This window comes from Kitasatospora sp. MY 5-36 (assembly GCF_001182915.1).
In the GTDB taxonomy this organism is placed as follows: Bacteria; Actinomycetota; Actinomycetes; order Streptomycetales; family Streptomycetaceae; genus Kitasatospora.
Genome location: NZ_LFVW01000112.1, coordinates 1 through 21,637, shown reverse-complemented (window position 1 = coordinate 21,637; position 21,637 = coordinate 1). Strand labels below are relative to the sequence as shown.

The following is a 21,637-nucleotide window of genomic DNA, read 5'->3' as shown; positions in this document are numbered from 1 at the left end:
GGCTGGCTGCCCGCCGCCTGGAGCGCCCCGCGCCGCACCTCGCTGGCCAACGGCGCGCCGATCGCCGCGCTGGTCGGCACCGGCGACGTCGCCCTGAGCGCCTTCGCGGCCGACCGCCCGGACGTGCTGGCCGGGGCCGGAGTGGTCGAGGAGACCGGCGAGTTCCGGTTCTGGGCCCAGGCCACCGACCGGCTCACCGTCCGGATCGACACCTCGCGCCGGCACTTCGGGCGCGCCCTGGCCGACCTGGCCGCCTGGTGGGGCGAGGGCCGTACGGCCGACATCCCGGAGGCCGCCCGCCGTCCCGCGTACTCCACCTGGTACTCGATGCACCAGGACATCACCCCCAAGGGCGTCGAGACCCAGGCCGCGCTCGGCAAGGAGCTGGGCCTGGACGTGATCATCGTGGACGACGGCTGGATGACCGCCGACCGCACCCGCGGCTACGCCCACTGCGGTGACTGGGAGCCGGTGTCGTTGCCCGACACCGCCGCCCACGTCCGGCGGGTGCACGAGCTCGGGGTGCGCTACATGCTCTGGTACGCGCTGCCGTTCATCGGCAAGGACAGCGCCGCGTACCGGGAGATCGGCCACCTCGCGCTGGCCGACGCCGCCCACATGGGCGCGATCGTCGCGGACCCGCGCCACCCCGAGGTCCGGGCCTTCCTCACCGACCGGCTCGTCCGGGCCGTCGAGGAGTGGGGCATGGACGGCCTCAAGGTGGACTTCGTCGACTGGTTCGCCCGGGCCGCGGAGCGCGACGACGCCCCGGCGGCCCGCCCCGGCGCGGACTGCGCGAGCGTGGACGAGGGCGTGGAGCGGCTGCTCGCCGCGATCCGCGGCCGCATCACCGCCGCGAACCCGGAGGCGATGATCGAGCACCGCCAGCCGTACGTCAGCCCCGGCCTGTGGCCGTACGCCACCATGATCCGCGCCACCGACTGCCCGCTCAGCCCGCAGGAGAACCGGCAGCGGACCATCGACGTGCGGCTGGCCGCCGGGCCCGTCCCGGTCCACGCCGACATGCTGATGTGGCACCGGGAGGAACCGGCCGAGCAGGTCGCCTGCCACCTGATCAACGTGCTGTTCTCGGTGCCGCAGATCTCCGTCGACCTCGCCGCCCAGAGCGAGGAGCAGCGCGAGGCGATCGCCTTCTGGCTCGGCGTCTTCCGCGAGCACGCCGACACCCTCCAGCTCGGCGAGCTGCTCCCGGCCCGCCCGGACCTCGGCTACCCGATGGTCACCGCGCGCGGCACCGGCGGCGGGACCGGCGCCGGTACCGACACCGGCACGGTGGCCGTGGCCCGGTACGCCGCGCTGCCGGTGGACGCCTCCGGCGACGACTGGCGCACCCTGCTGGTGGCCAACGCCGACGCCGACCCGGACGTCCGGCTCACCGGCGGCCGCGGGCAGGTGGCGGTGACGGTGCAGGACGCCCGGGGGCGTATCGTCCGGCAGGGCGAGGTCGAGCTGGACCGGGCGGACGTGATCCCGGTGCCGCGCGGCGGGCTGCTGACCCTGCGTCGCTGACCGCCTCCGGGGCCGCCGGCCGGCCCCGGGCCCCGGCCCGCTCCGCGCACCGACCACGTCTGGAGAACCGCATGCCCGAGGGACCGCACCGGCCGCGCCGCGGCGCCACCACGATCGAGGAGGTCGCCCGGGCGGCCGGGGTCTCCCGGCAGACCGTCTCCAACGCGCTCAACGCGCCGCGGCGGGTCCGCCCGGAGACGCTGGACCGGGTGAACGCGGCGATCCGCGAACTCGGGTACCAGCCCGACCAGTCGGCCCGCTCGCTGCGCAGCGGCGCCCGGCGCACCCTCGGCTACCTCGCCCCGGTGGACGACCCGCTCGACCCCAACCCGCTGATGGCCGGCTTCCTGGAGGCCCTGGTCGACGCGGCCGGGGCGGCGGGGCAGCGGGTGCTGCTGTTCCGACCGGGGCAGGGCGCGGCCGACCCGGTGGCCGCCATCGACGAACTGGTGGCGGCCCGTCAGGTGGACGGACTGGTGCTGGCGGACGTCCTGCACGAGGACGTCCGGATCGCCCACGCGGCCCGGCTCGGCGTCCCGTTCGCCAGCTTCGGCCGGACCGGGCCCGGCGAGCCCCAGCGCTGGGTGGACATCGGCAACGAGGCGGCGATGGCCGAGGTGGTGCGGCACCTCGCGGCGCTCGGCCACCGCCGGATCGGCTACCTCGGGGACGCCGAGGAGCTGCCCTGGATGGCGGCGCGGCGGGCCGGATTCCTGGCCGAGGCACGCCGGTTGGGCCTGTCCGCGGTGGCGGTGGGGGCTTCCGGGGCGGGGAGTTCCGGTACGGCCGCCGCGGGTTCCGTGGTGGCCTCCGTACGGGCGCTGCTGCGCGGGCCCGACCGGCCCACCGCCTTCGCGGCCGGCAGCGACCTGCTGGCGCTGGACGTGTACGAGGCGGTCCGGGCGGAGGGGCTGGTGGTCGGGCCCGGCGGGGTGGCCGTCACCGGGTTCCACGACACGCCGCTCTGCCGCCACCTCCACCCCGCGCTGACCTCGGTCCGGCTGCCGCTGCGGGCGATCGCCACGGCGCTGGTCGGCCGGCTGCTGGACCAGGTGCGCGGGGAGGCGGCGGCGGGGGAGGGGCTGGAACTGCCCACCGAGCTGGTGGTGCGGGGGAGTTCGGGCCGGCCCGGCTGAATCCTTCGGATCCGTCAGCCGGTTCGGCCCGTGTGGTCCGCCGTCGCGGCCACGATCAGCTCGCCGACCAGTCCGGCGGCGGCCGCCCGCTGCTCGGCGGGCAGGGCGTCGTCGGTGACCAGGACGTCCAGCTGGTCCAGGTCGGCGAAGGAGGCCAGGCCGACCGCGTTCCACTTGGTGTGGTCGGCCACCACGACCACCCGGCGGGCCGAGCGGAGGAAGGCGCGGTTGGTCTCCGCCTCGGCCAGGTTCGGGGTGGTCAGCCCGGCCTCGGGGGAGAGGCCGTGGCAGCCCAGGACCAGCAGGTTGACGTGCAGGGAGCGGATCGCCTGGTCGGCCACCGGCCCGACCAGCGCGTCCGAGGGGGTCCGCACACCGCCGGTGCGGATCACCGTGGCGGTGGACGGGGTGCCGTCCTCGGCGGGCTGTTCCAGCAGCTCGGCGATCCGCAGCGAGTTGGTCACCACGGTGAGGCCCTCGACCGAGCGCAGCCGCCGGGCGACCGCGTAGGTGGTCGTCCCGCCGGCCAGCCCGACCGCCGAGCCCGGCGGTACGAGCGCGGCGGCGGCCCGGGCGATCGCCTCCTTGGCGGGCAGCTCCCAGTGCGCCTTGGCCTCGAACCCGGGCTCGCCGGTGGCCGGCGCCTCGACCCGGACCGCGCCGCCGTGCACCTTGTGCACCAGGCCGCGGCGGGCCAGCGCGTCCAGGTCGCGCCGGACCGTCATGTCCGAGACCCCGAGGTCGCGGACCAGTTCGGTGACCCGGACCCCGACGCGCGCGCGGATCTGCTCCAGGATCAGCACGCGGCGCTGTCCGGCGAGCGGTTGGGCGCTGTCAGCCATCGGGAGGCCTCCTTCGACCACGTCCGGTGCGTGGCCCTGGTGGATAATGTTTGAGATTGTAGCTTTCTGTTGATTCCGGTGTTCCACTCAGAGCTCAGAGGAAGAAGGGCCATGCCCGGGACGTCCCTGACCCAGCCCACCGTCAGGACCGTGACCACCCTCGCGGACGGTCGGCAACTGATCTACTACGACAGCGGCGCGGCCTGCGACGCCGCCTGTGACGGCGGTACGGCCTGCGGTGGTGGCACGACCTGCGACGGCGGCACGGCCGCCCGCCGCGACGCCGTGGACGAGCGGCCGCTCGACCCGCAGGCCCCCGGCTCCGAGGTCCGGCTCGACCCGGCCACCGGCGACTGGGTCACCATCGCGGCCCACCGCCAGGCGCGCACCTACCAGCCGCCGCCCGAGGAGTGCCCGCTCTGCCCGTCCCGGGACGGGCGGCACAGCGAGATCCCGGCCGCGGACTACCAGGTGGCCGTCTTCGAGAACCGCTTCCCCTCGCTGGCCGGCCCGCCCGCGGAGCCCGTCCGGGCCGCCGAGGGCCTGTGGACCAGCGGCCCCGGTGCCGGGCGCTGCGAGGTGGTCTGCTTCACCGCCGACCACGAGGCCTCCTTCGCCGACCTCACCCCCGAGCGGGCCCGGCTGGTCCTGGACGCCTGGACCGACCGCACCGCCGAACTCTCCGCCCTGCCCGGCGTGCGGCAGGTCTACTGCTTCGAGAACCGGGGCGCCGAGATCGGCGTCACCCTCGCCCACCCGCACGGCCAGATCTACGCCCTGCCCTTCACCGCGCCGCGCACCGCCCGGATGGCCGCACGCGCCGCCGAGCACCGCGCCACTGCCGGCCGCAACCTCTTCGACGACCTGCTCGCCGCCGAACGCGCCCACGGCGAGCGCGTCGTCCTCGCCGGGACGCACTGGACGGCCTTCGTCCCCTTCGCCGCCCGCTGGCCGTACGAGGTGCACCTGTACCCGCACCGCCGGGTGCCCGACCTGACCGCGCTGGACGCCGACCAGCGGGACGAATTCCCCACCCTCTACCTGGAGTTGCTGCGCCGCTTCGACCGGCTCTTCGGCACCGGCCGCACCCCGTACATCTCCGCCTGGCACCAGGCCCCCGCCGATCAGCGGGACGAACTCGCCCTGCACCTGGAGCTGTTCACCATCCGCCGCACCGCCGACAAGCTCAAGTACCTGGCCGGGGTGGAATCCGGCATGGACGCCTTCGTCAACGACGTCACCCCCGAGCACGCGGCCCGCCGGCTGCGGGAGGCCACCGCATGAACGACTTCGCGCAGCTGTACGGCCGTCCGTCCGAGGGGGAGTGGGCGCCCCCGGCCGGGTGAACCTGATCGGCGAACACACCGACTACAACCTCGGGTTCGTCCTCCCGATCGCCCTGCCGCAGACCGTCCGCGCCCAGGCCGCCCGCAGCGGGGACGGATTGCTGCGGCTCTGGTCCGCCCAGGGGAGGGAACTCGTCGCGCTCAGGGTCGACGACCTCGCGCCGGGCTCCGTGCCCGGCTGGGCCGGCTACCCGGCCGGGGTGGTCTGGGCGCTGCGCGAGGCCGGGCACCCGGTCGGCGGGGCGGACCTCCGGCTGGACAGCGACGTGCCCAGCGGCGCCGGGCTGTCCTCCTCCGCCGCGCTGGAGTGCGTCGTCGCCGCCGCCTACAACGACCTGTACGGGCTGGGCCTTTCGGCCGCCGAGCTGGCGGTGCTCGCACAGCGGGCCGAGAACGCCTTCGTCGGCGTGCCCTGCGGGATCATGGACCAGATGGCCTCGATGTGCTGCCGCCCCGGGGCCGCGCTGTTCCTGGACAGCCGGGATCTGATGATGCGTCAGGTGCCCGTCGACCTGGCGGGCGCGGGCCTGGCCCTGCTGGTCCTGGACACCCGGGTGAAGCACGACCTCGGCGACGGCGCCTACGCCGCGCTGCGGGCCGGCTGCGAACGGGCCGCCGCCCTGCTCGGGCTGTCCGCGCTGCGCTCGCTCCAGCCGTCCGGGCTGGCCGACGCACTCGCCCAACTCCCGCCGGAGCTGGTCCCGTTGGTGCGGCACGTGGTCACCGAGAACGCCCGGGTGGAGGCCGCCGTCGCCCGTCTGGACGCCGGCGACCCCGCCGCGCTCGGCCCGATCCTCACCGCCGGACACGCCTCGCTGCGCGACGACTACCGGGTCTCCTGCCCGGAGACCGACCTCGCCGTCGAGGCCGCCGTGGCCGCCGGCGCCCACGGCGCGCGGATGACCGGCGGCGGCTTCGGCGGCTCGGTCATCGCCCTGGTGGACGCGGACGCGGCCGGACACGTCGCCGCCGAGGTCACCGCCGCGTTCCGCGCGGCCGGGTACGCGGAGCCGCGCACCCTCACCGCCGTCCCGGCGGAGGGGGCGCGCCGGCTCCACTGAGCTGCCGGCTCCGCCTCCTTCGGCGGGGTCAGGCCTTGTGGGCCGCCGGGCGCTCCGGAGACGCCTCCGCGAGCGCCCGGGTGACCGCCTCGACACCGGCGCGCAGCCCGTACACCGGGGTGGCCGGCTGCTGGCGCCAGGACTCGTCGATGCCGCCCGCGTCCACGGTGTCGAAGCCCAACTCGTCGACCAGCGCCCGGACCACCCGCTTGGCCGCCTCGTCGTCCGAGGCGACCGGCACGGCCAGCCGCTCCGGGTCGCCCGCCGGGCGCGGACGCTCCAGCAGGTCCTGGGCGTAGGTGCCGTTGAACACCTTCACCACCCGGTGCCCGATGTGCTGCTCCGTCCACCGGCTCTCGGTGAGCCCGCCGTCCTCGATCGCGTCGATCCGGCCGTCGCGCTCCTTCGGGTAGTAGTTGCCGGTGTCGATCACCGCGACGCCCTCGGCGGCGCCGTCCAGCAGCCCGGCGGGCAGGTCCGGCACGTTCTTCAGCGGCACCGTCACCACCACCACCTGTGCCCCGCGGGCGGCCTCGGGGACCGTCACCGCCGTCGCCCCGGTCTCGTCGACCAGCGCCTTGAGCGTCTCCGGGCCGCGGGAGTTCGCCACCGCCACCTCATGCCCCAGCGCGGTCAGCCGCCGCGTCAGGTTGCCGCCGATGTTGCCCGCGCCGATGATGCCGATCTTCATGGGAAGTCCTTCTTCGCGAGTGCCGTAGTGGACCGTCGCCTTGGCCCAACCACCCGGTGATCGCTCCGATTCCCGGTCGGGAGGGCGGTTTTCCGGAGCCGTTCTCCAGAGGTGTCTTTCGGAGGGTGGTTCTCCGGGACCCACGGTCGGAACGGGCCTGGTGCCGGCCCGGCGCCGGTCACGAGGGTGGACGCCATGGACAACATCTCCTCCGACGCCACCACCCCCGCCGTCCTCGTCACCGGCGGCACCAGCGGCATGGGCTTCGCCACCGCCCGCCACCTCCTCGGCACCGGCGCCCGGGTCGTCGTCACCGGCCGCGACGAGGACCGGCTCGCCCGCGCCGCGGCCCGCCTCGACGCCGGCGACCGGCTGCTCACCGTCCGCGCCGACGCCTCCGTACCCGCCGACCTCGCCCGGCTGGCCGACACCGTGGGTGAGCGGTACGGCCGCCTCGACGGGGTCTTCGCCAACGCGGGCGTGGCCGGCTTCCAACCGGTCGGCGAGGTCGTGGAGGCCGAGTTCGACCGGATCGTCGCCACCAACCTCAAGGGCGTGTTCTTCACCGTCCAGCACGCCCTGCCGCTGCTGGACGCCGCCGGCGGCGGATCGGTCGTCCTCAACGCCTCCTGGACCCCGCACCGCGGCCTGCCCGGCGCCGCCGTCTACGCCGCCAGCAAGGCCGCCGTCCTCAGCCTCGCCCGCACCCTCGCGAGCGAACTCGCCGGGCGCGGCATCCGGGTCAACGCGGTCAGCCCCGGCTACATCGTCACCGAGATGTTCCACGCGGCCGTCCCCGACCCGGCCGACCACGAGCCGATCCGCCGCCACGTCCCGCTCGGCCGGCTGGGCACCGCCGAGGACGTCGCGGAGACGGTCGCCTTCCTGCTCTCCGAGCGCTCCTCGTACATCACCGGTCAGGACGTCGTGATCGACGGCGGGCTCGTCCCGGCCTTCCCGTCGCTGACCGGCTGAGTGCCTCCTCGTGCCTGGTCCTGGCAGGACCAGGCACGGCGGCACCCGTCCGGGTGAGAATCCATGACGTGAACCCGAGCAGCGCCCTGAGCGAATTCCTCCGCACCCGCCGAGCCGGCCTGCGCCCCGAGGACGTCGACCTCCCCGACTACGGCGGCCGCCGCCGCGTCGCCGGACTGCGCCGCGAGGAACTCGCCCACCTCGCCGGCGTCAGCGTCGACTACTACACCCGCCTCGAACAGGGCCGCGTCGGCAACCCGTCCGACGCCGTCCTCGACGCCGTCGCCCGCGCCCTGCGCCTCGCCCCCGACGAGTCCGGCCACCTCCACCGCCTCGCCCGCCCCACACCCAGGCCGCGCCGCCGCCCCGCCGTCCGCCAACAGCCGCGCCCCTCCCTGCTGCACCTGCTGGAACAGCTCCACCACACCCCCGCCGTGGTGATGGGCCACCGGATGGACATCCTGGCCTGGAACCGCGCCGCCGTCGCCCTGTTCGGCGACTACGGCGCCCTGCCCGTCGAGGACCGCAACATCGCCCGCATCACCTTCCTCGACCCCGCCTCCCGCGAGCTCTACGCCGACTGGGCGGGCTGCGCACGCGAGAACGTCGCCTTCCTCCACCTCGAAGCCGGCCGCCGCCCCGACGACCCCCTGCTCGCCGAACTGGTCGGTCAACTCTGCCTCGGCAGCGAGGAGTTCCGCCAGATGTGGGCCGACCACCCGGTCGCCGACAAGACCTCCGGCCGGAAGTCCTTCCGCCACCCCCTCGCCGGCACGCTCGACCTCGCCTACGACACGCTGCGGCCCGCCGACGACTCCGGACAGGCGCTGGTCACCTACACCGCCGACCCGGGCTCGGCCTCGGACGACGGGCTGCGGGTGCTGCTGTCGTGGGCGGCGTCGGGCTGAGGATGTTGGGCGACCAGGAGCATGTTCTTCCTCGCCAGCATGGTGTCTGGATGGTCCGGTCCAAGAATACGGTCGAGACCCTCTACTGCCTGGCGGAGCATCGTCGTCGCTTGATCCAGGCGTCCAGCACGCCAATAGACAATGCCAAGGTTATTGCTCGTCATCAGGGTATGGGGATGGCCGGTACCGAGGACGCGTTGGCGGTCGGCGAGGACCTGTTCCTGGAGCCTGACAGCGTTGTCGATGTGTCCAGTATCCAGATAGCTGGCGGCGAGGTTATTGATCGCCATGAGGGTGTAAGGGTGGTCGGTGCCAAGGACGAATAGGAGGTCGGTAAGAACCTGCTCCTGGAGGCCGATGGCGTCCTCGATGCGTCCGGCGCCGGAGTACGTGGCGGCGAGGTTGTTGCGGGCCAGAACGACGGCGGGGTGGTGAGAGTCGTAGTGGCGCTGGAGGTCGGTAAGAACCTGCTCTTGAAGGCTCATCGCCTCGTCGGTGCGTCCGGCCTCCCAACAGGACTGTGCGAGGTTGCCGCGGGCACTGAGAGTGTCACGGTGATTGATGCCCAGGAATCGCTCGCCTGCGGCAGAGAGATTGCCCCAGTACTCCATGCTTGTGGCGTACAAACCCGCATTGACGAGGCTGGTGCCGCAGCGGAACAGAAGCATGTGAATCCCCTGCGGCCGTTGAATCAGGTTGATGGTCTGGTGTCCGGCGAGCACGTCGGTGTTGGCACGGAGCGTTGCGGCCAGGCCTTGCAGGCCGTAATCCTCACTTGGCCACAGTTCGACCAGGGCATCGGCGAGTGCGAGGCCTGCTTGTGCTGCATCAGGACCGGTATCGAGGGCGGCCCGGGCGGTCAGCGCGTGGAGGGTCACCTCGCGGTTCGGGGTATCCGTCAGAGTGACCAGGCTGTAGTTGTGCAACACCGCGAGCGCGTCCAACGCGTCGTTGGCCGTGACTGGCCTGCCGTGAATGGCACTGAGGTGGTGGAGCACTGCCTCGGTGTTCCACAGTTGTTCCGGATGGCCGGCCGGGTCCAGTAGTGCGGTCAGGTGGAGGACGGGCCCGGCGAGGCCGATCGGTTGCTCCAGCGTGGCCGCGTCCAGGGCCAGGAGTAGCGCCGCCGTCACCGGTCCCCGGTAGCCGTCGGCGCCGGTGCGGGCTGGTAGGACGGCGTCCAGGCTGCGCGATCGGTCGCGGAAGAGTTCGAGGTAACGGCCGCAACTGCGGCGGGTGTTGACCATGTAGGCGGCGGCGTGGGCCAGCGCGAGTGGCAGGTGGCCCAGTTCCTCGGCGAGCTCGGCCGCGTTTTCGTCGAGGAAGCGGGCGCATTTCGCGCGCTCCAGCCGTTCGCCCAGGTAGGCGGCCGACTCGGCGGGGGAGTAGGTGCTGACGTCCACCAGTGCCCGGTCGCCGCCTGTACTGGCCGCGCCCCGGTGGCGGGTGGTGGCGATGACCCGCCCGCGTCCGCCCCGGCTGGTGACGGGCCACAGCTGTTCGGGGGTGTGCTCGGTGGTGTTGTCGAGGACGATCAGCCAGCCGCGCTCGGTGGCGGCGAGCCAGGCCAGGAAGCGCTCGGCGTCCTGCTCGGCCTCGCCGTTCGCTCCGGGTACGCGGAGTTCCACGGCGGCTCGGGCGTACAGGTCGGTGACGGCGGAGGGCTCGGCGGCGTCGGCCCACAGGACCAGGTCGGTGCCGGTCTCGATGGCCTCGCGCGCGTAGTGCGCCGCGAGTTGGGACTTGCCGACGCCCCCGCCGCCTGCCAGCACCTGGCTGAGCACGACCGTCCCGTACTGCCCCCGAGCCTCGTCGATCTCCCGCCGCAACTCCTCGCGGGGCTGGAAGGCGGTCGCCTTCGGCGGGATCCGCCCGATTACCACCGGCCACTTCACCGGGGCAGCCGGTGCCGCGTACTGGTGGAAGGTCATCTGCCGGGCCTGCTGCACGCTGCCGTGCACGGTGGCGCTGCCGTAGATGCCGTTCCTGACCTGCCCGTCCTGCACGTGCCCGCCCCCACCGCCCGACCCGCTGAACCGGCCTCCATTATGGGAGCCGGAAACGGCGCTGCCGTGCCGCCCGGGGATCGGGCGGCACGGCAGCGTTCGTGACGGGCGGGACGGGGTCAGGCCGTGAAGTAGCCGCTCAGGTCGGCGATCACGTGGGTGTCACCCCAGTTGTTGAAGAACGTCACCCGGCCGTCCACGACCGGGACGACGACCAGGTTGGCCCTGGTCTGCCCGGCCGTGAAGTTGAGGTTCGACACGCCGGGGCGGTCGGTGCCGTGCGGGTAGACGATCAGGTGGCCGTCCGCCGTCGGCTCGGTGACCGTGACGTTGAGGACCACGGCGGTGACGCCGGTGGCCGGCACGCCCTCCAGGCCCGTCACCCGCATGCTGACGACGCCGCCGCCGCTCACCGCTCCGGCTCGGGCGCCGACACCGTTGCGGGTGTCCAGCAGCCGGACGGGGGTGGTGGGGGAGTAGGTCGAGCCGGAGTCGCCGTAGTAGCCGGTGACGTCGGCGATCAGGTCGACGTCGCCCGCGCTGTTGCGCAGGTCGACCTTGCCGTTGACGACCGGGACCGTCACCAGGTTCGGGACGATCTTTCCGGCTTCGTAGTTGAGGTTGGAGACGTTCGGCAGCGGCTGGCCGTCGGGGTAGACGATGATGTGGCCGGAGCCGGTCGGGTTGACGGCGGTGACGTTCATGACGACGGCGGTGACGCCGGTCGACGGGACGCCCTTGACGCCGGCCACCTGGAGGCTGACCACGCCGCCCGCGCCGACCCGCTGGGCGGGGGCGCCGGTGCCGTCCCGGGTGTCCAGGAAACGGGCCGGGGTGATCGGGGAGAAGGCCGATCCGGCGGCCCCGTCGGCGTAGTAGCCGGTGACGTCGGCGATCAGGTCGACGTCGCCCGCGCTGTTGCGCAGGTCGACCTTGCCGTTGACGACCGGGACCGTCACCAGGTTCGGGACGATCTTTCCGGCTTCGTAGTTGAGGTTGGAGACGTTCGGCAGCGGCTGGCCGTCGGGGTAGACGATGATGTGGCCGGAGCCGGTCGGGTTGACGGCGGTGACGTTCATGACGACGGCGGTGACGCCGGTCGACGGGACGCCCTTGACGCCGGCCACCTGGAGGCTGACCACGCCGCCCGCGCCGACCCGCTGGGCGGGGGCGCCGGTGCCGTCCCGGGTGTCCAGGAAACGGGCCGGGTCGATCGGGACGAACCGGCTCTTGGACGGGGTGGTGGCGGCGGTGACGGTGAAGGCGTCGGGGAGCGAGACCCCGTAGACGCCGTCGAGTTCGATGTTGTACTTACCCGGCGCCAGGCTCCTGGTGTCGAGCAGCACGTCGAGCGCGGTGCCGTCGGCGTTCACCGAGACCGTCTCCAGGAACTGCGTGCCGGAGGCACCGCTGCCCACCAGCTTCGCCTTGCTGCCCAGGGTCAGTCCGGTGCCCCGGATGACGGCCTGGACCCTCGTCCCGGCGGCCCCGGTGGAGGGGCTGACGGACGCCAGGACGGGCTGCGGCCGCGGTATCGGGCAGGAGGAGTCGCAGAGGCCCTGCAGGCTGTACTCGATCGGAAGGGCTGTTGTGACGGGGCTCATGATCAGCACGGCCTGGCCGGTGTCGGCGTTGTTCGTCGTCTGGCACACGCCGAACTGGCCGGAGTTCGAGCACTGGTGACTGTAGTAGCTGCGGTTCCAGTGGGCGCCGCTCAGCAGGTCGACATAGGGCTGCGGGCCGGTGGTGGCGCTGCTGTTGCCAACGATCTTGAAGGACTGCGAGGGCTTCATGTCGATCACCGCGCAGTACGCGGTCGAGTCTTCGGTGAACACTCCGCTGCGCTGTGGGAAGCCGTCGATCGAGACCGGATGGGCGGTGCACTCCGGCGCCCAGCCGTCGGTGGTGCCGACCTTCCAGGTGTCCACGCTGGTGTGGATGGGCTTGTCGTCGTACCCGGCGGCGAACAGGACCATGGTGTACGAGGTCGAGCCGGTGGCCAGGCAGCTGGTGCCCCACTGGGTGCAGACGTTCTTCCGGTCGGCGTCGAGCACGGCGGCGAGCACTCCCGGGCCGTACACGTTCCGGCCCGGCCGTGAGCCGATCCAGAACTTGTCCGTGGCTGCGGCTTCGACCCGGACGCACCGGGCGTCCAGGGCCGAGGTCAGGTCGAACCGGAGGGACGGGCCGCCGACGTTCGTCGAGGACGGGGTCAGGCACTGCGCGGTCGGCGAGACGTCACGCCGGGCGAGCTTGTAGCTGTCGGCCTCCCACGTCCGGATCGGGACCAGCAGCGCGGTGTACGGGACACCGGCGGTCAGGGCGCACGTCTTGGCGGAGTTGCCGTACGCAATGAACGCGCACGCCTCGCGCCCTGCCCCGTCCAGCACCTTCAGTTCGGCGGTGAGCTGGTTCTTGAGGTTGCTGTAGTCAATGACTTCGGACGTGGAGTGCTGGCCGGCCGGCAGGCTCAGGCAGACGGCCTGGTTCGAGCCCTGCGGCATCGGGACCTCGACGCCCCAGGTGCCGTCGAACCCGGTCTGAGGCCAGGCGGTGCAGCCGCCGGTCTCCTCGGTCCGGTGGACCACCAGTCCGTAGGCCTTGGACGGCGTGCCGGTCAGCAACACGCGGAACGGGGCGGCACCGGTCAGCTGGCAGATGCCGGTGGAGTCGCCGAAGTCGCACTGCTTGGCGCCCGAGGCGTCGACCACCTGACCGACGACCGCCGCGCCGTCCGCGGGCGGCCGGTTGAGCAGGTAGACGCCCTTGCCGGAGGCGGTCGGCAGGGTCAGGCAGAGCTGCTGGCCCGGCCCGCCGAAGGTGCCGGTGGCCGGACCGGCCGTCAGACCGGTGTCGTTGGCCGCGACGCAGCCCCGGGTCTCCTTGGCCGAGTGGAAGGCCATCCCGAACGCGCCGACCGGGGCCGTGTACGCGTCGACGGCCCAGGTGTAGTCGCCCGGTGCCAGGTCGCAGGAGCCCAGCGGGCAGAGTCCGCCCTGCACAGTGCCGTCGGTTGCGAACAGTTTTCCGGCGACGTAGCCCTCGTTCTTGACCGGGCCGAAGTCGTACCGCGCGGCCTCCGGGACGCGCAGCGTCCGGCACCGTGCGGTGGAGGTCAGGTCCGGGGAGACGCCGAAGGCCTGGGGCTCGACCAGCATGCAGCCGTCTGGGTGGGAGAGCCGTGCCGCGGAGAGGTCGTATGTCTGGGCCGCACCGTTGTAGCGCTGGGCGGTGATCCGGAACGGCGCGGTGCCGGTGAGCCGGCAGTCGGGGTAGGTCGACTTGTCGCAGACCTGGGCGCCGGTGGCGTCGTAGACGACGGGGGTCACGCCCGCCTGGGTGGCGTCGGTGCGGAGCACGTCGCCGGCGACGAGGTCGTTCACCCGGTAGCAGTCACCGGCCGAGCCGAGCGCCAGGGAACCGTGGAAGACGGTCGGGGCGCCCAGGGCGAGGTCGGTGGCGCTGACCGTCCGGCAGGCCGTGGTGGAAAGCAGCGGCAGGTACGAGAGCGCGAGACCGGTCGGCGAGCTGCTGCCGTTGCCGGCCTTCAGGGTGTACGTGCCCGCCTGGGTGGTGGCACACCGCAGGGTCTTGTTGCTGCCCCAGTTCGGGCCGACCGGGTCGTCGCAGGCCACGGTGGTGCCGTCCGGTGCGACCACGGTCGGGGTGACCGATCCCTGGGCGGGGACGATCTGCAGGAGCAGCAGGTCCTTCTGCTGCGGCAGGTCGAGGCTGAAGGCGGCGGTCGTGTTGGCGTCGACGGTGCAGTTCGCCACGGTGTTGGGCTGCAGCGCGGTCGGGCACGGGCCGCTCGGGTCGGCCTGCCGCAGCTGCTGGGCGAGGGCCTCCTGGTCGGCCTTCCGGTCCGGTGCGGCTGCCGTGGCGCCCGCGCCCCCGGTCGTGCTCGCAGCCGGGCTCGGGTCCGCCGGAGCGCCCGCCTGCGGCGAGGCGGCGGCTGGTGCCGGTGCCGCCGCTTGGGCCGGTGCGGCCTGGCCCATCAGTGAGGCCAGGACGGCCAGCAGGAGGGCTCCGGAGGCGGCTGTGCGGCCGCCGCCTCGCTCCTGTCTTACTTGTCTGCCGATCGGCAGCACGTTCATCTGATTTCCCCACCTTGGACAGGTCGTGCGCACGGAAAGCGCACATGTGATCGAGCGGGCGGAGTCTAGCGGGGCGTACACGGCTGGTGCCACGGGATAGAAGGCCCTGACCAGCCGGTTCCGATCCCTATGCCGAAGCCGTTCCGGCCGCCGGTGGCGTGACGTACCGTCCGTCGGTATGGCCCTCGATCAGGCGCACGTGAACCAGCTCTTCCTCCCGGACACCTACGCGCACGGCGTGCCGTACGAACTCCTGCGGGAACTCCGCGAGTTCGCCCCCGTCTGCTGGGTCGAGGAGCCCCCCGTCGGCGGGTGGCCGGGTGGGCCGGGGTACTGGGCGGTGCTGCGGTACGCGGACGTGAAGCACGTGCTGCGCAGTCCCGAGCTGTTCTCCTCGCACCTGGGGGCCACGCAGATCCGTGACCCCGACTCCCCGGCGGACCTGGCGTTCGCGCGGGCGATGATGCTCAACCAGGACCCGCCCGACCACTCCCGGCTGCGCCGGATCGTCGCCGGGGCGTTCACCCCGCGCGCCCTGGCGGAGCTGGCCGGGGCTGTGGACGGGCGGGTGCGGGAGCTGGTGGAGGAGGTGCGTCCGGCCGGTCGCGCGGACTTCGTGCGGCTCGCCGCCGACCTGCCGGTGTGGACGCTGGCCCGGGTGATGGGTGTGCCGGAGCAGGACCGGGGGTTGCTGCTGGACTGGGCGAACCGGGTGATCGGCTACCAGGACGCCGACTACGCCCACTCCGGCACCGCCGAGCCGGCCGCGCTCACCGAACTCGGCCGTGCCGCGCTCGCCCGCCGTCCGACCACTCGGACCGGTCCGGACGGCCGCCCGGTCAACCCCCGTTCCCGCGCCGCCCTGGCGGACATGTTCGCCTACGCCCACGGCCTGGCCCGGCGGCCCGCGCCGGGCGGCCTGTTCTCCCGGACGCTCGAAGCGGGGCTGACGGTCGAGGAGTTCGAGACGATGTTCTTCCTCTTCGCCGTCGCCGGGAACGAGACCGTCCGCAACGGCCTGCCGGGCGGCCTGTACGCCCTGCTGAGCCATCCGGAGCAGTACGAACTGCTATGCGAGAGAACGGAGTTGATCCCCACCGCCGTCGAGGAGATGCTGCGCTGGTGGCCGCCCGTCATGGACTTCCGCCGCACCGCGACGCGGGACGTGGAGCTGGGCGGACGGGCGATCCGGCGGGGGGACAAGGTGGTGGTCTACCACGCCTCCGCGAACCGGGACGGGGTGGTGTTCCCCGACCCGGACCGCTTCGACGTCACCCGTAGCCCGAACGACCACGTGAGCTTCGGGTACGGTCCGCACTTCTGCCTCGGTGCCCAACTCGCCCGCCTGCAGCTGAGGTCGGCGCTGCGCTGCCTGGTCGAGCGGCTGCCGGGGCTCCGGCTCGTGCCGGGGCGGCCGCCGCGGCGGCTGGTCTCCAACTTTCAGAACGGGCTCAAGTCACTGTGGGTCCAGTGGGGTTGAGACCGCCCTCCGGATGCGTCCGGTGTGCCCGGTGCGCCCGGTGCGTCACTCGAAGCGCTCGGGGTCGCCGGCCCCGCGCCGGGTGATCTCCGCCTCGCCGCTGGAGAAGTCGACGACCGTCGTCGGCACCGTGCCGCAGTCGCCGGAGTCCAGCACGGCGTCCAGTTGGTGGTCGAGCCGCTCCTTGATCTCCCAGCCCTGGGTCATCGGCTCGTCCTCGCCGGGGAGGAGCAGGGTGCTGGAGACCAGGGGCTCGCCGAGCTCGGCGAGCAGGGCCCTGGTGACGACGTGGTCGGGGATCCTGACGCCGACCGTCTTCTTCTTCGGGTGCAGCAGGCGGCGCGGCACCTCCTTGGTGGCGGGGAGGATGAAGGTGTAGCTGCCCGGCGTCGCGGCCTTGATCGCGCGGAAGACGTTGTTGTCGATGTGGACGAACTGGCCCAGTTGGGCGAAGTCCATGCACATGAGGGTGAAGTGGTGGCGGTCGTCGAGGCGCCGGATCGACCGGATCCGTTCGAGGCCGTCGCGGTTGTCCAGCTGGCAGCCCAGGGCGAAACAGGAGTCGGTCGGGTACGCGATGAGGTCCCCGGAGCGGAGGCCGGCGGCCACGGAGCCGATGGTGCGCGGCTGGGGGGACTCTGGATGCACGTCGAAGTACTTCGCCATTGGTCGACCCTAAGCGATCCCGGCCCCCGATCGCTGCACGGCGGGCCAGCGGGTACGGGCAGCGGGTACGGCCAGCGGGTACGGGCAGGGCGGACGGCCGGCCGCCGGAGCGGTCAGCCCGCGCAGTCCGGGCACAGCCCCCGGTAGGTGACCTCCGCCTGCGCCACGACGAACCCGAAGCGCTGCTCGGCCGGCAGGTCGGCCAGCGGGTCGCCCTGCGGGTGGACGTCGCGGATGGCGCCGCAGCCCGTGCAGACCAGGTGCTGGTGCGGGTGGTGCGCGTTCGGGTCGTAGCGCTTGGCGCGCCCGTCGGTGGCGACCTCGACGACCTCACCCAGGGTGACCAGTTCGCCGAGCGTGTTGTAGACCGTCGCCCGGGAGATCTCCGGGAGGCGCTCGGCGGCCCGGGCGTGCACCTCGTCGGCGGTCAGGTGCACGTGCTCGCCGTCCAGGACCTCGGCCACGACACGCCGCTGGGAGGTGAGGCGCCAGCCGCGCCCGCGCAGCCGCTCCAGGAGGTCACTCATATCGGTTCACCTATTCAGGTAATGGGGAGGACCGGAGTTTACCAATGCGCTTCCGGTGCCCTCCGGATCCCGATCGGATATGGGCTTGGTGTCTTTCTTGACTTGGATTCCGTCCACCGTAGGATCGGCTCCGGCGCTAGCCTGGACAGCAGCAGCACGTGACTCCCGGCACCACTCCCGTCACCGCCGTACGCGGTGCCGAGCGGGAACACCACGGGGCGCACCAGGCCAGACCGCAGCAGTAGGTGCCGTAGGTAGCAGATGAAGACACCGTGATCCGCCTTGTGAGGGAAGGATTCCCATGTCTGACAACCACGATGCAACCGGCGTAGAGGCGAACGCGGAGGGCTGCCCGGTGAACCACGGGCGCGCGCCGCACCCCACCCAGGGCGGCGGGAACCGCCAGTGGTGGCCGGAACGGCTCAATCTGAAGATCCTCGCGAAGAACCCCGCCGTGGCCAACCCGCTCGGCGCGGAGTTCGACTACGCCGAGGCCTTCAAGACCCTCGACCTCCCGGCCGTCAAGCGGGACATCCAGGAGGCCCTCACCACGTCGCGGGACTGGTGGCCGGCCGACTTCGGCTACTACGGCCCCTTCATCATCCGGATGGCCTGGCACAGCGCCGGCACCTACCGGATCAGCGACGGCCGCGGCGGCGCCGGCGGCGGCCAGCAGCGCTTCGCCCCGCTGAACAGCTGGCCGGACAACGCCAGCCTGGACAAGGCCCGCCGCCTGCTGTGGCCGGTGAAGAAGAAGTACGGGCGCGCCCTGTCCTGGGCCGACCTGATCATCCTGTCCGGCAACGTGGCCCTGGAGGGCATGGGCTTCCGGACCTTCGGCTTCGGCGGCGGCCGGGTCGACGAGTGGGAGCCGGACGAGGACGTCTACTGGGGCCCCGAGACCACCTGGCTCGGCGACGAGCGCTACACCGGCGACCGCCAGCTGGAGAACCCGCTGGCCGCCGTCCAGATGGGCCTGATCTACGTCAACCCCGAGGGCCCCAACGGCAACCCCGACCCGCTCGCCGCCGCCCGCGACATCCGCGAGACCTTCTACCGGATGGCGATGAACGACGAGGAGACCGTCGCGCTGATCGCCGGCGGCCACACCTTCGGCAAGACCCACGGCGCCGGCCCGGCCGACAACGTCGGCCCGGACCCCGAGGCCGCCCCCATGGAGCAGCAGGGCCTCGGCTGGAAGAGCAGCTTCCGCACCGGCGTGGGCGCCGACGCGATCACCAGCGGTCTGGAGGTCACCTGGACGGCCACCCCGATCACCTGGGACAACAGCTTCTTCGAGACGCTGTTCGGCTACGAGTGGGAGCTCACCAAGAGCCCGGCCGGCGCCTGGCAGTACAAGCCCAAGGACGGCGGCGGCGAGGGCACCGTGCCGGACGCGCACGTCCCGGGCAAGCGGCACGCCCCGAACATGCTCACCACCGACCTCTCGCTGCGCTTCGACCCGGTCTACGAGCCGATCTCCCGGCGCTTCCTGGAGAACCCGGAGGAGTTCGCCGACGCCTTCGCCCGCGCCTGGTACAAGCTGACCCACCGCGACATGGGCCCGGTCGTCCGCTACCTCGGCCCGGAGGTCCCCGCCGAGCACCTGCTCTGGCAGGACCCGCTGCCGGAGGTCACGTACCAGCGGATCGGCGCGGCCGACGTCGCCGACCTCAAGCGGCGGATCACCGCCACCGGCCTGTCGGTGTCCGAGCTGGTCTCCACCGCCTGGGCGGCCGCCTCCTCGTTCCGCTCCAGCGACAAGCGCGGCGGCGCCAACGGCGGCCGCATCCGGCTCCAGCCGCAGATCGGCTGGGAGGTCAACGAGCCCGACCGGCTGGCCACGGTGCTGCGCGCCCTGGAGGGCGTCCAGCGGGAGTTCAACGCGCAGGCCGGCGAGAAGCAGGTCTCGCTCGCGGACCTGGTGGTGCTGGCCGGCGGCGTCGGCGTCGAGCAGGCCGCGAAGGCGGCCGGCCTGGCGGTCGAGGTGCCGTTCGAGCCCGGCCGGGTGGACGCGCCGCAGGAGCTGACCGACACCGAGTCCTTCGCCGCGCTGGAGCCCAAGGCGGACGGCTTCCGCAACTGGGTCGGCAAGGGCAACCGGCTGCCGGCCGAGTACCTGCTGCTCGACAAGGCCAACCTGCTGGGCGTCAGCGCCCCCGAGCTGACCGTGCTGGTCGGCGGCCTGCGCGTGCTGGGCGCCAACCACGGCGGGTCCGCGCACGGGGTGCTCACCGGGACGCCCGGTGTGCTGACGAACGACTACTTCGTCAACCTGCTGGACCTGGGCACCAGTTGGAAGGCCACCTCGGAGGACGCGCACACCTTCGAGGGCCGGGACGAGTCCGGCCGGGTGAAGTGGACCGGCACCCGCGCCGACCTGGTCTTCGGCTCGAACGCCGAACTGCGGGCCGTCGCCGAGGTGTACGCGAGCGACGACGCCAAGGAGAAGTTCGTCGAGGACTTCGTCGCGGCCTGGGCCAAGGTCATGAACGCGGACCGCTTCGACCTGGCGTGATCCGCACCCGCGGCTGACGAGGCGGGAGCCCGGGGTGTCGACCCCGGGCTCCCGCCGTCGTTTCCGGGCTCCCGCCGCCGCTACCGGGCGGCGTCCGCGGACCCCACGCTGACCAGCCCGGTCTCGTACGCCGCGACCACCACCTGGGCCCGGTCCCGCAGGCCCAGCTTGCCGAGGATCCGGGCCACGTGCGTCTTCACCGTCGCCTCGGACAGCCCCAGCCGGGCGGCGAGTTCGGCGTTGCTGAGGCCGCGGGCGAGCAGCGCCATCACCTCCAGCTCGCGCGGGGTGAGCGTGCCCAGCTCCCGGTGCGGGGCGACGGCGGCGGCGCCCGGGTCGTCCGGGCGGGCGAAGCGCTCGACCAGGCGGCGGGTGATCGCCGGGGCGAGCAGCGCGTCCCCGGTGCGGACCAGCCGGACGGCGGCCGCCAGGTGCTCCGGGGTGACGTCCTTCAGCAGGAAGCCGCTGGCCCCGGCGGCCATCGCCGCGTAGACGTAGTGGTCGAGGTCGAAGGTGGTCAGCATGATGATCCGGGGCGGCTGCCGCGCCCCGTCCGCCAGGATCCGGCGGGCGGCCTCCAGCCCGTCCAGGCCGGGCATCCGGATGTCCAGCAGCACCACGTCCGGCCTGGTGCGCCGGACGGCGGCGACGGCCTGTTCGCCGTCCTCGGCCTCGGCCACCACGTCGATGCCCTCCGACTCCAGGATCAGCCGGAACCCGGTGCGGACCAGGGCCTGGTCGTCGGCGACCACCACCCGCAGCGGCTGCTCGTTCATGAACTCTCCAGGGGGACAAGGGCCTTGACGCGGTAGCCGCCGCGCGGCCGGGGGCCGGTGTGCAGGGTGCCGCCGTAGACGGCGAGGCGTTCGCGCAGGCCGAGCAGGCCGCGTCCGTTGCCGGTGGCGGCGGCGCCGGTGGGGCGGCCGCCGGTGTCGGTGACCTCGACCAGCAGCCGGTCGGGGGCGTACTCGACGGTCACCGCGGCGTCGGCGCCGGACGCGTGCTTGACGGTGTTGGTGAGCGCCTCCTGGACCACCCGGTAGGCGGCCAGCTCGACCCCGGGCGGGACGGGCCGGCGCTCGCCGCGGACGGTCAGCTCGACCGGCAGCCCGGCCTGCCGGACGCCGTGGACCAGCGCCTCCAGGCGGCCGAGGCCCGGCTGCGGGCTGAGGTCGGCCTCGGTGGACGGGTCGCCAGTGCTCTCCGAGTCGATGGTCAACAGGCCCATCACCTGCCGCAGTTCGGTCATCGCCGCGCGCCCGCCGGACTCCACCGCGGCCATCGCCTCGCGGGCCTTGTCCGGGGCGGTGTCCAGGATCTTGCGGGCCGCCCCGGCCTGGATCGTCATCATGCTCACGTTGTGGGTGACGACGTCGTGCAACTCCCGGGCGATCCGGGCCCGTTCGAGCTCCACCGCGCGCTCCAGCGCGGCCAGCTGCCCGCGCTCCAGGGCGGAGAGCCGCTCCCGCCCCTCGTCCACCCGGCGGCGCCACATCCGCAGTTCGTAGGCGACCGCGAACACCGGCACCAGGACCAGGACGGCCATCACCCCGTTGGGGAAGTGCGGCAGCTTGGCCGCGGCGAAGAGCACCACGAGGGCGGCGGTCGCGGCCGGCAGGCTCAGCAGCAGGGCCGTCGCGCGGCGCCCGTACGCGGCGGCGCTGTACGCGGCGACGATCACCGCCACGCCCGCCGCGTACGCGATGTCCTCCGACTCGTGCCGGACCAGCAGCGCGGCGGGCAGGACCACCCAGAGCACCGCCAGCGGGTGGCGCCGGCGCAGCACCAGCGGCAGCGGGACGAGCGGCACCAGCAGCAGCAACAGGCTGTGCCGGTCCGGATGGCCGGGGTTCT

At 73.1% G+C, this 21,637-nt stretch carries 15 protein-coding genes and 1 pseudogene; 8 read left to right on the top strand and 8 right to left on the bottom strand.

Annotated elements, in window-relative coordinates:
• On the top strand, positions 1 to 1,530 hold a 1,530-nt coding region (locus tag AE652_RS09360; protein ID WP_049650757.1), incomplete at its 5' end, for a glycoside hydrolase family 36 protein.
• Between the two features lie 71 nt (positions 1,531 to 1,601).
• A complete protein-coding gene (locus AE652_RS09355) occupies positions 1,602 to 2,666 on the top strand; it encodes a LacI family DNA-binding transcriptional regulator (RefSeq protein WP_049650756.1) in 1,065 nt (354 codons plus the stop codon).
• Between the two features lie 14 nt (positions 2,667 to 2,680).
• On the opposite strand, the gene AE652_RS09350 is transcribed toward AE652_RS09355, so the two are convergent.
• A complete protein-coding gene (locus AE652_RS09350) occupies positions 2,681 to 3,508 on the bottom strand; it encodes a DeoR/GlpR family DNA-binding transcription regulator (protein WP_049650755.1) in 828 nt (275 codons plus the stop codon).
• A gap of 111 nt (positions 3,509 to 3,619) precedes the next feature.
• Here AE652_RS09350 and galT point away from each other — a divergent pair, with 111 nt between their 5' ends.
• Positions 3,620 to 4,792: a galactose-1-phosphate uridylyltransferase gene (gene galT / locus AE652_RS09345; protein WP_049650754.1), complete on the top strand. Its 1,173-nt coding sequence runs from the start codon at positions 3,620 to 3,622 to the stop codon at positions 4,790 to 4,792.
• A pseudogene (gene galK, locus AE652_RS09340) lies at positions 4,789 to 5,915 on the top strand (galactokinase). Before galT ends, galK begins: the two are co-directional and overlap by 4 nt.
• A 28-nt stretch (positions 5,916 to 5,943) precedes the next feature.
• Here galK and AE652_RS09335 read toward each other — a convergent pair.
• Positions 5,944 to 6,606: an NADPH-dependent F420 reductase gene (locus AE652_RS09335; RefSeq protein ID WP_049650753.1), complete on the bottom strand. Its 663-nt coding sequence runs from the start codon at positions 6,604 to 6,606 to the stop codon at positions 5,944 to 5,946.
• Positions 6,607 to 6,801: 195 nt separating this feature from the next.
• On the opposite strand from AE652_RS09335, the gene AE652_RS09330 reads away from it, so the two are divergent.
• Positions 6,802 to 7,581 carry an SDR family NAD(P)-dependent oxidoreductase gene (locus AE652_RS09330; RefSeq protein WP_049650752.1) on the top strand — a complete coding sequence of 260 codons (780 nt, stop codon included), beginning with the start codon at positions 6,802 to 6,804 and terminating at the stop codon, positions 7,579 to 7,581.
• Between the two features lie 68 nt (positions 7,582 to 7,649).
• Positions 7,650 to 8,489 carry a helix-turn-helix domain-containing protein gene (locus AE652_RS09325; protein WP_234348310.1) on the top strand — a complete coding sequence of 280 codons (840 nt, stop codon included), beginning with the start codon at positions 7,650 to 7,652 and terminating at the stop codon, positions 8,487 to 8,489.
• Here AE652_RS09325 and AE652_RS09320 read toward each other — a convergent pair.
• On the bottom strand, positions 8,417 to 10,495 hold the full coding sequence (locus AE652_RS09320) for a tetratricopeptide repeat protein (RefSeq protein ID WP_049650750.1): 2,079 nt from the start codon (positions 10,493 to 10,495) through the stop codon (positions 8,417 to 8,419). The genes AE652_RS09325 and AE652_RS09320 overlap by 73 nt on opposite strands.
• A gap of 119 nt (positions 10,496 to 10,614) precedes the next feature.
• Positions 10,615 to 14,592: a hypothetical protein gene (locus AE652_RS48005; protein ID WP_159028400.1), complete on the bottom strand. Its 3,978-nt coding sequence runs from the start codon at positions 14,590 to 14,592 to the stop codon at positions 10,615 to 10,617.
• A gap of 178 nt (positions 14,593 to 14,770) precedes the next feature.
• Between AE652_RS48005 and AE652_RS09310 the strand changes: the two genes are divergently transcribed.
• Positions 14,771 to 16,072 (top strand): cytochrome P450, encoded by a 1,302-nt coding sequence (locus AE652_RS09310; RefSeq protein WP_049650748.1) that lies wholly within the window; start codon positions 14,771 to 14,773, stop codon positions 16,070 to 16,072.
• Between the two features lie 45 nt (positions 16,073 to 16,117).
• Here AE652_RS09310 and AE652_RS09305 read toward each other — a convergent pair whose 3' ends face one another.
• Both AE652_RS09305 and AE652_RS09300 read right to left on the bottom strand, forming a co-directional pair.
• Positions 16,118 to 16,738, bottom strand: coding sequence for an L-threonylcarbamoyladenylate synthase (locus AE652_RS09305; protein ID WP_049650747.1), 621 nt, complete (start codon positions 16,736 to 16,738; stop codon positions 16,118 to 16,120).
• Positions 16,739 to 16,851: 113 nt separating this feature from the next.
• A complete protein-coding gene (locus AE652_RS09300; RefSeq protein WP_049650746.1) occupies positions 16,852 to 17,265 on the bottom strand; it encodes a Fur family transcriptional regulator in 414 nt (137 codons plus the stop codon).
• A gap of 301 nt (positions 17,266 to 17,566) precedes the next feature.
• Between AE652_RS09300 and katG the strand changes: the two genes are divergently transcribed.
• The gene (katG, locus tag AE652_RS09295; RefSeq protein WP_049650745.1) at positions 17,567 to 19,783 is read left to right on the top strand and encodes a catalase/peroxidase HPI; all 2,217 of its coding nucleotides are present in this window, start codon (positions 17,567 to 17,569) and stop codon (positions 19,781 to 19,783) included.
• Between the two features lie 80 nt (positions 19,784 to 19,863).
• On the opposite strand, the gene AE652_RS09290 is transcribed toward katG, so the two are convergent.
• Positions 19,864 to 20,559, bottom strand: coding sequence for a response regulator transcription factor (locus tag AE652_RS09290; RefSeq protein ID WP_049650744.1), 696 nt, complete (start codon positions 20,557 to 20,559; stop codon positions 19,864 to 19,866).
• The coding region (locus tag AE652_RS09285) for a sensor histidine kinase (protein ID WP_049650743.1) at positions 20,556 to 21,637 on the bottom strand (1,082 nt) is incomplete at its 5' end. The genes AE652_RS09290 and AE652_RS09285, both read right to left, overlap by 4 nt.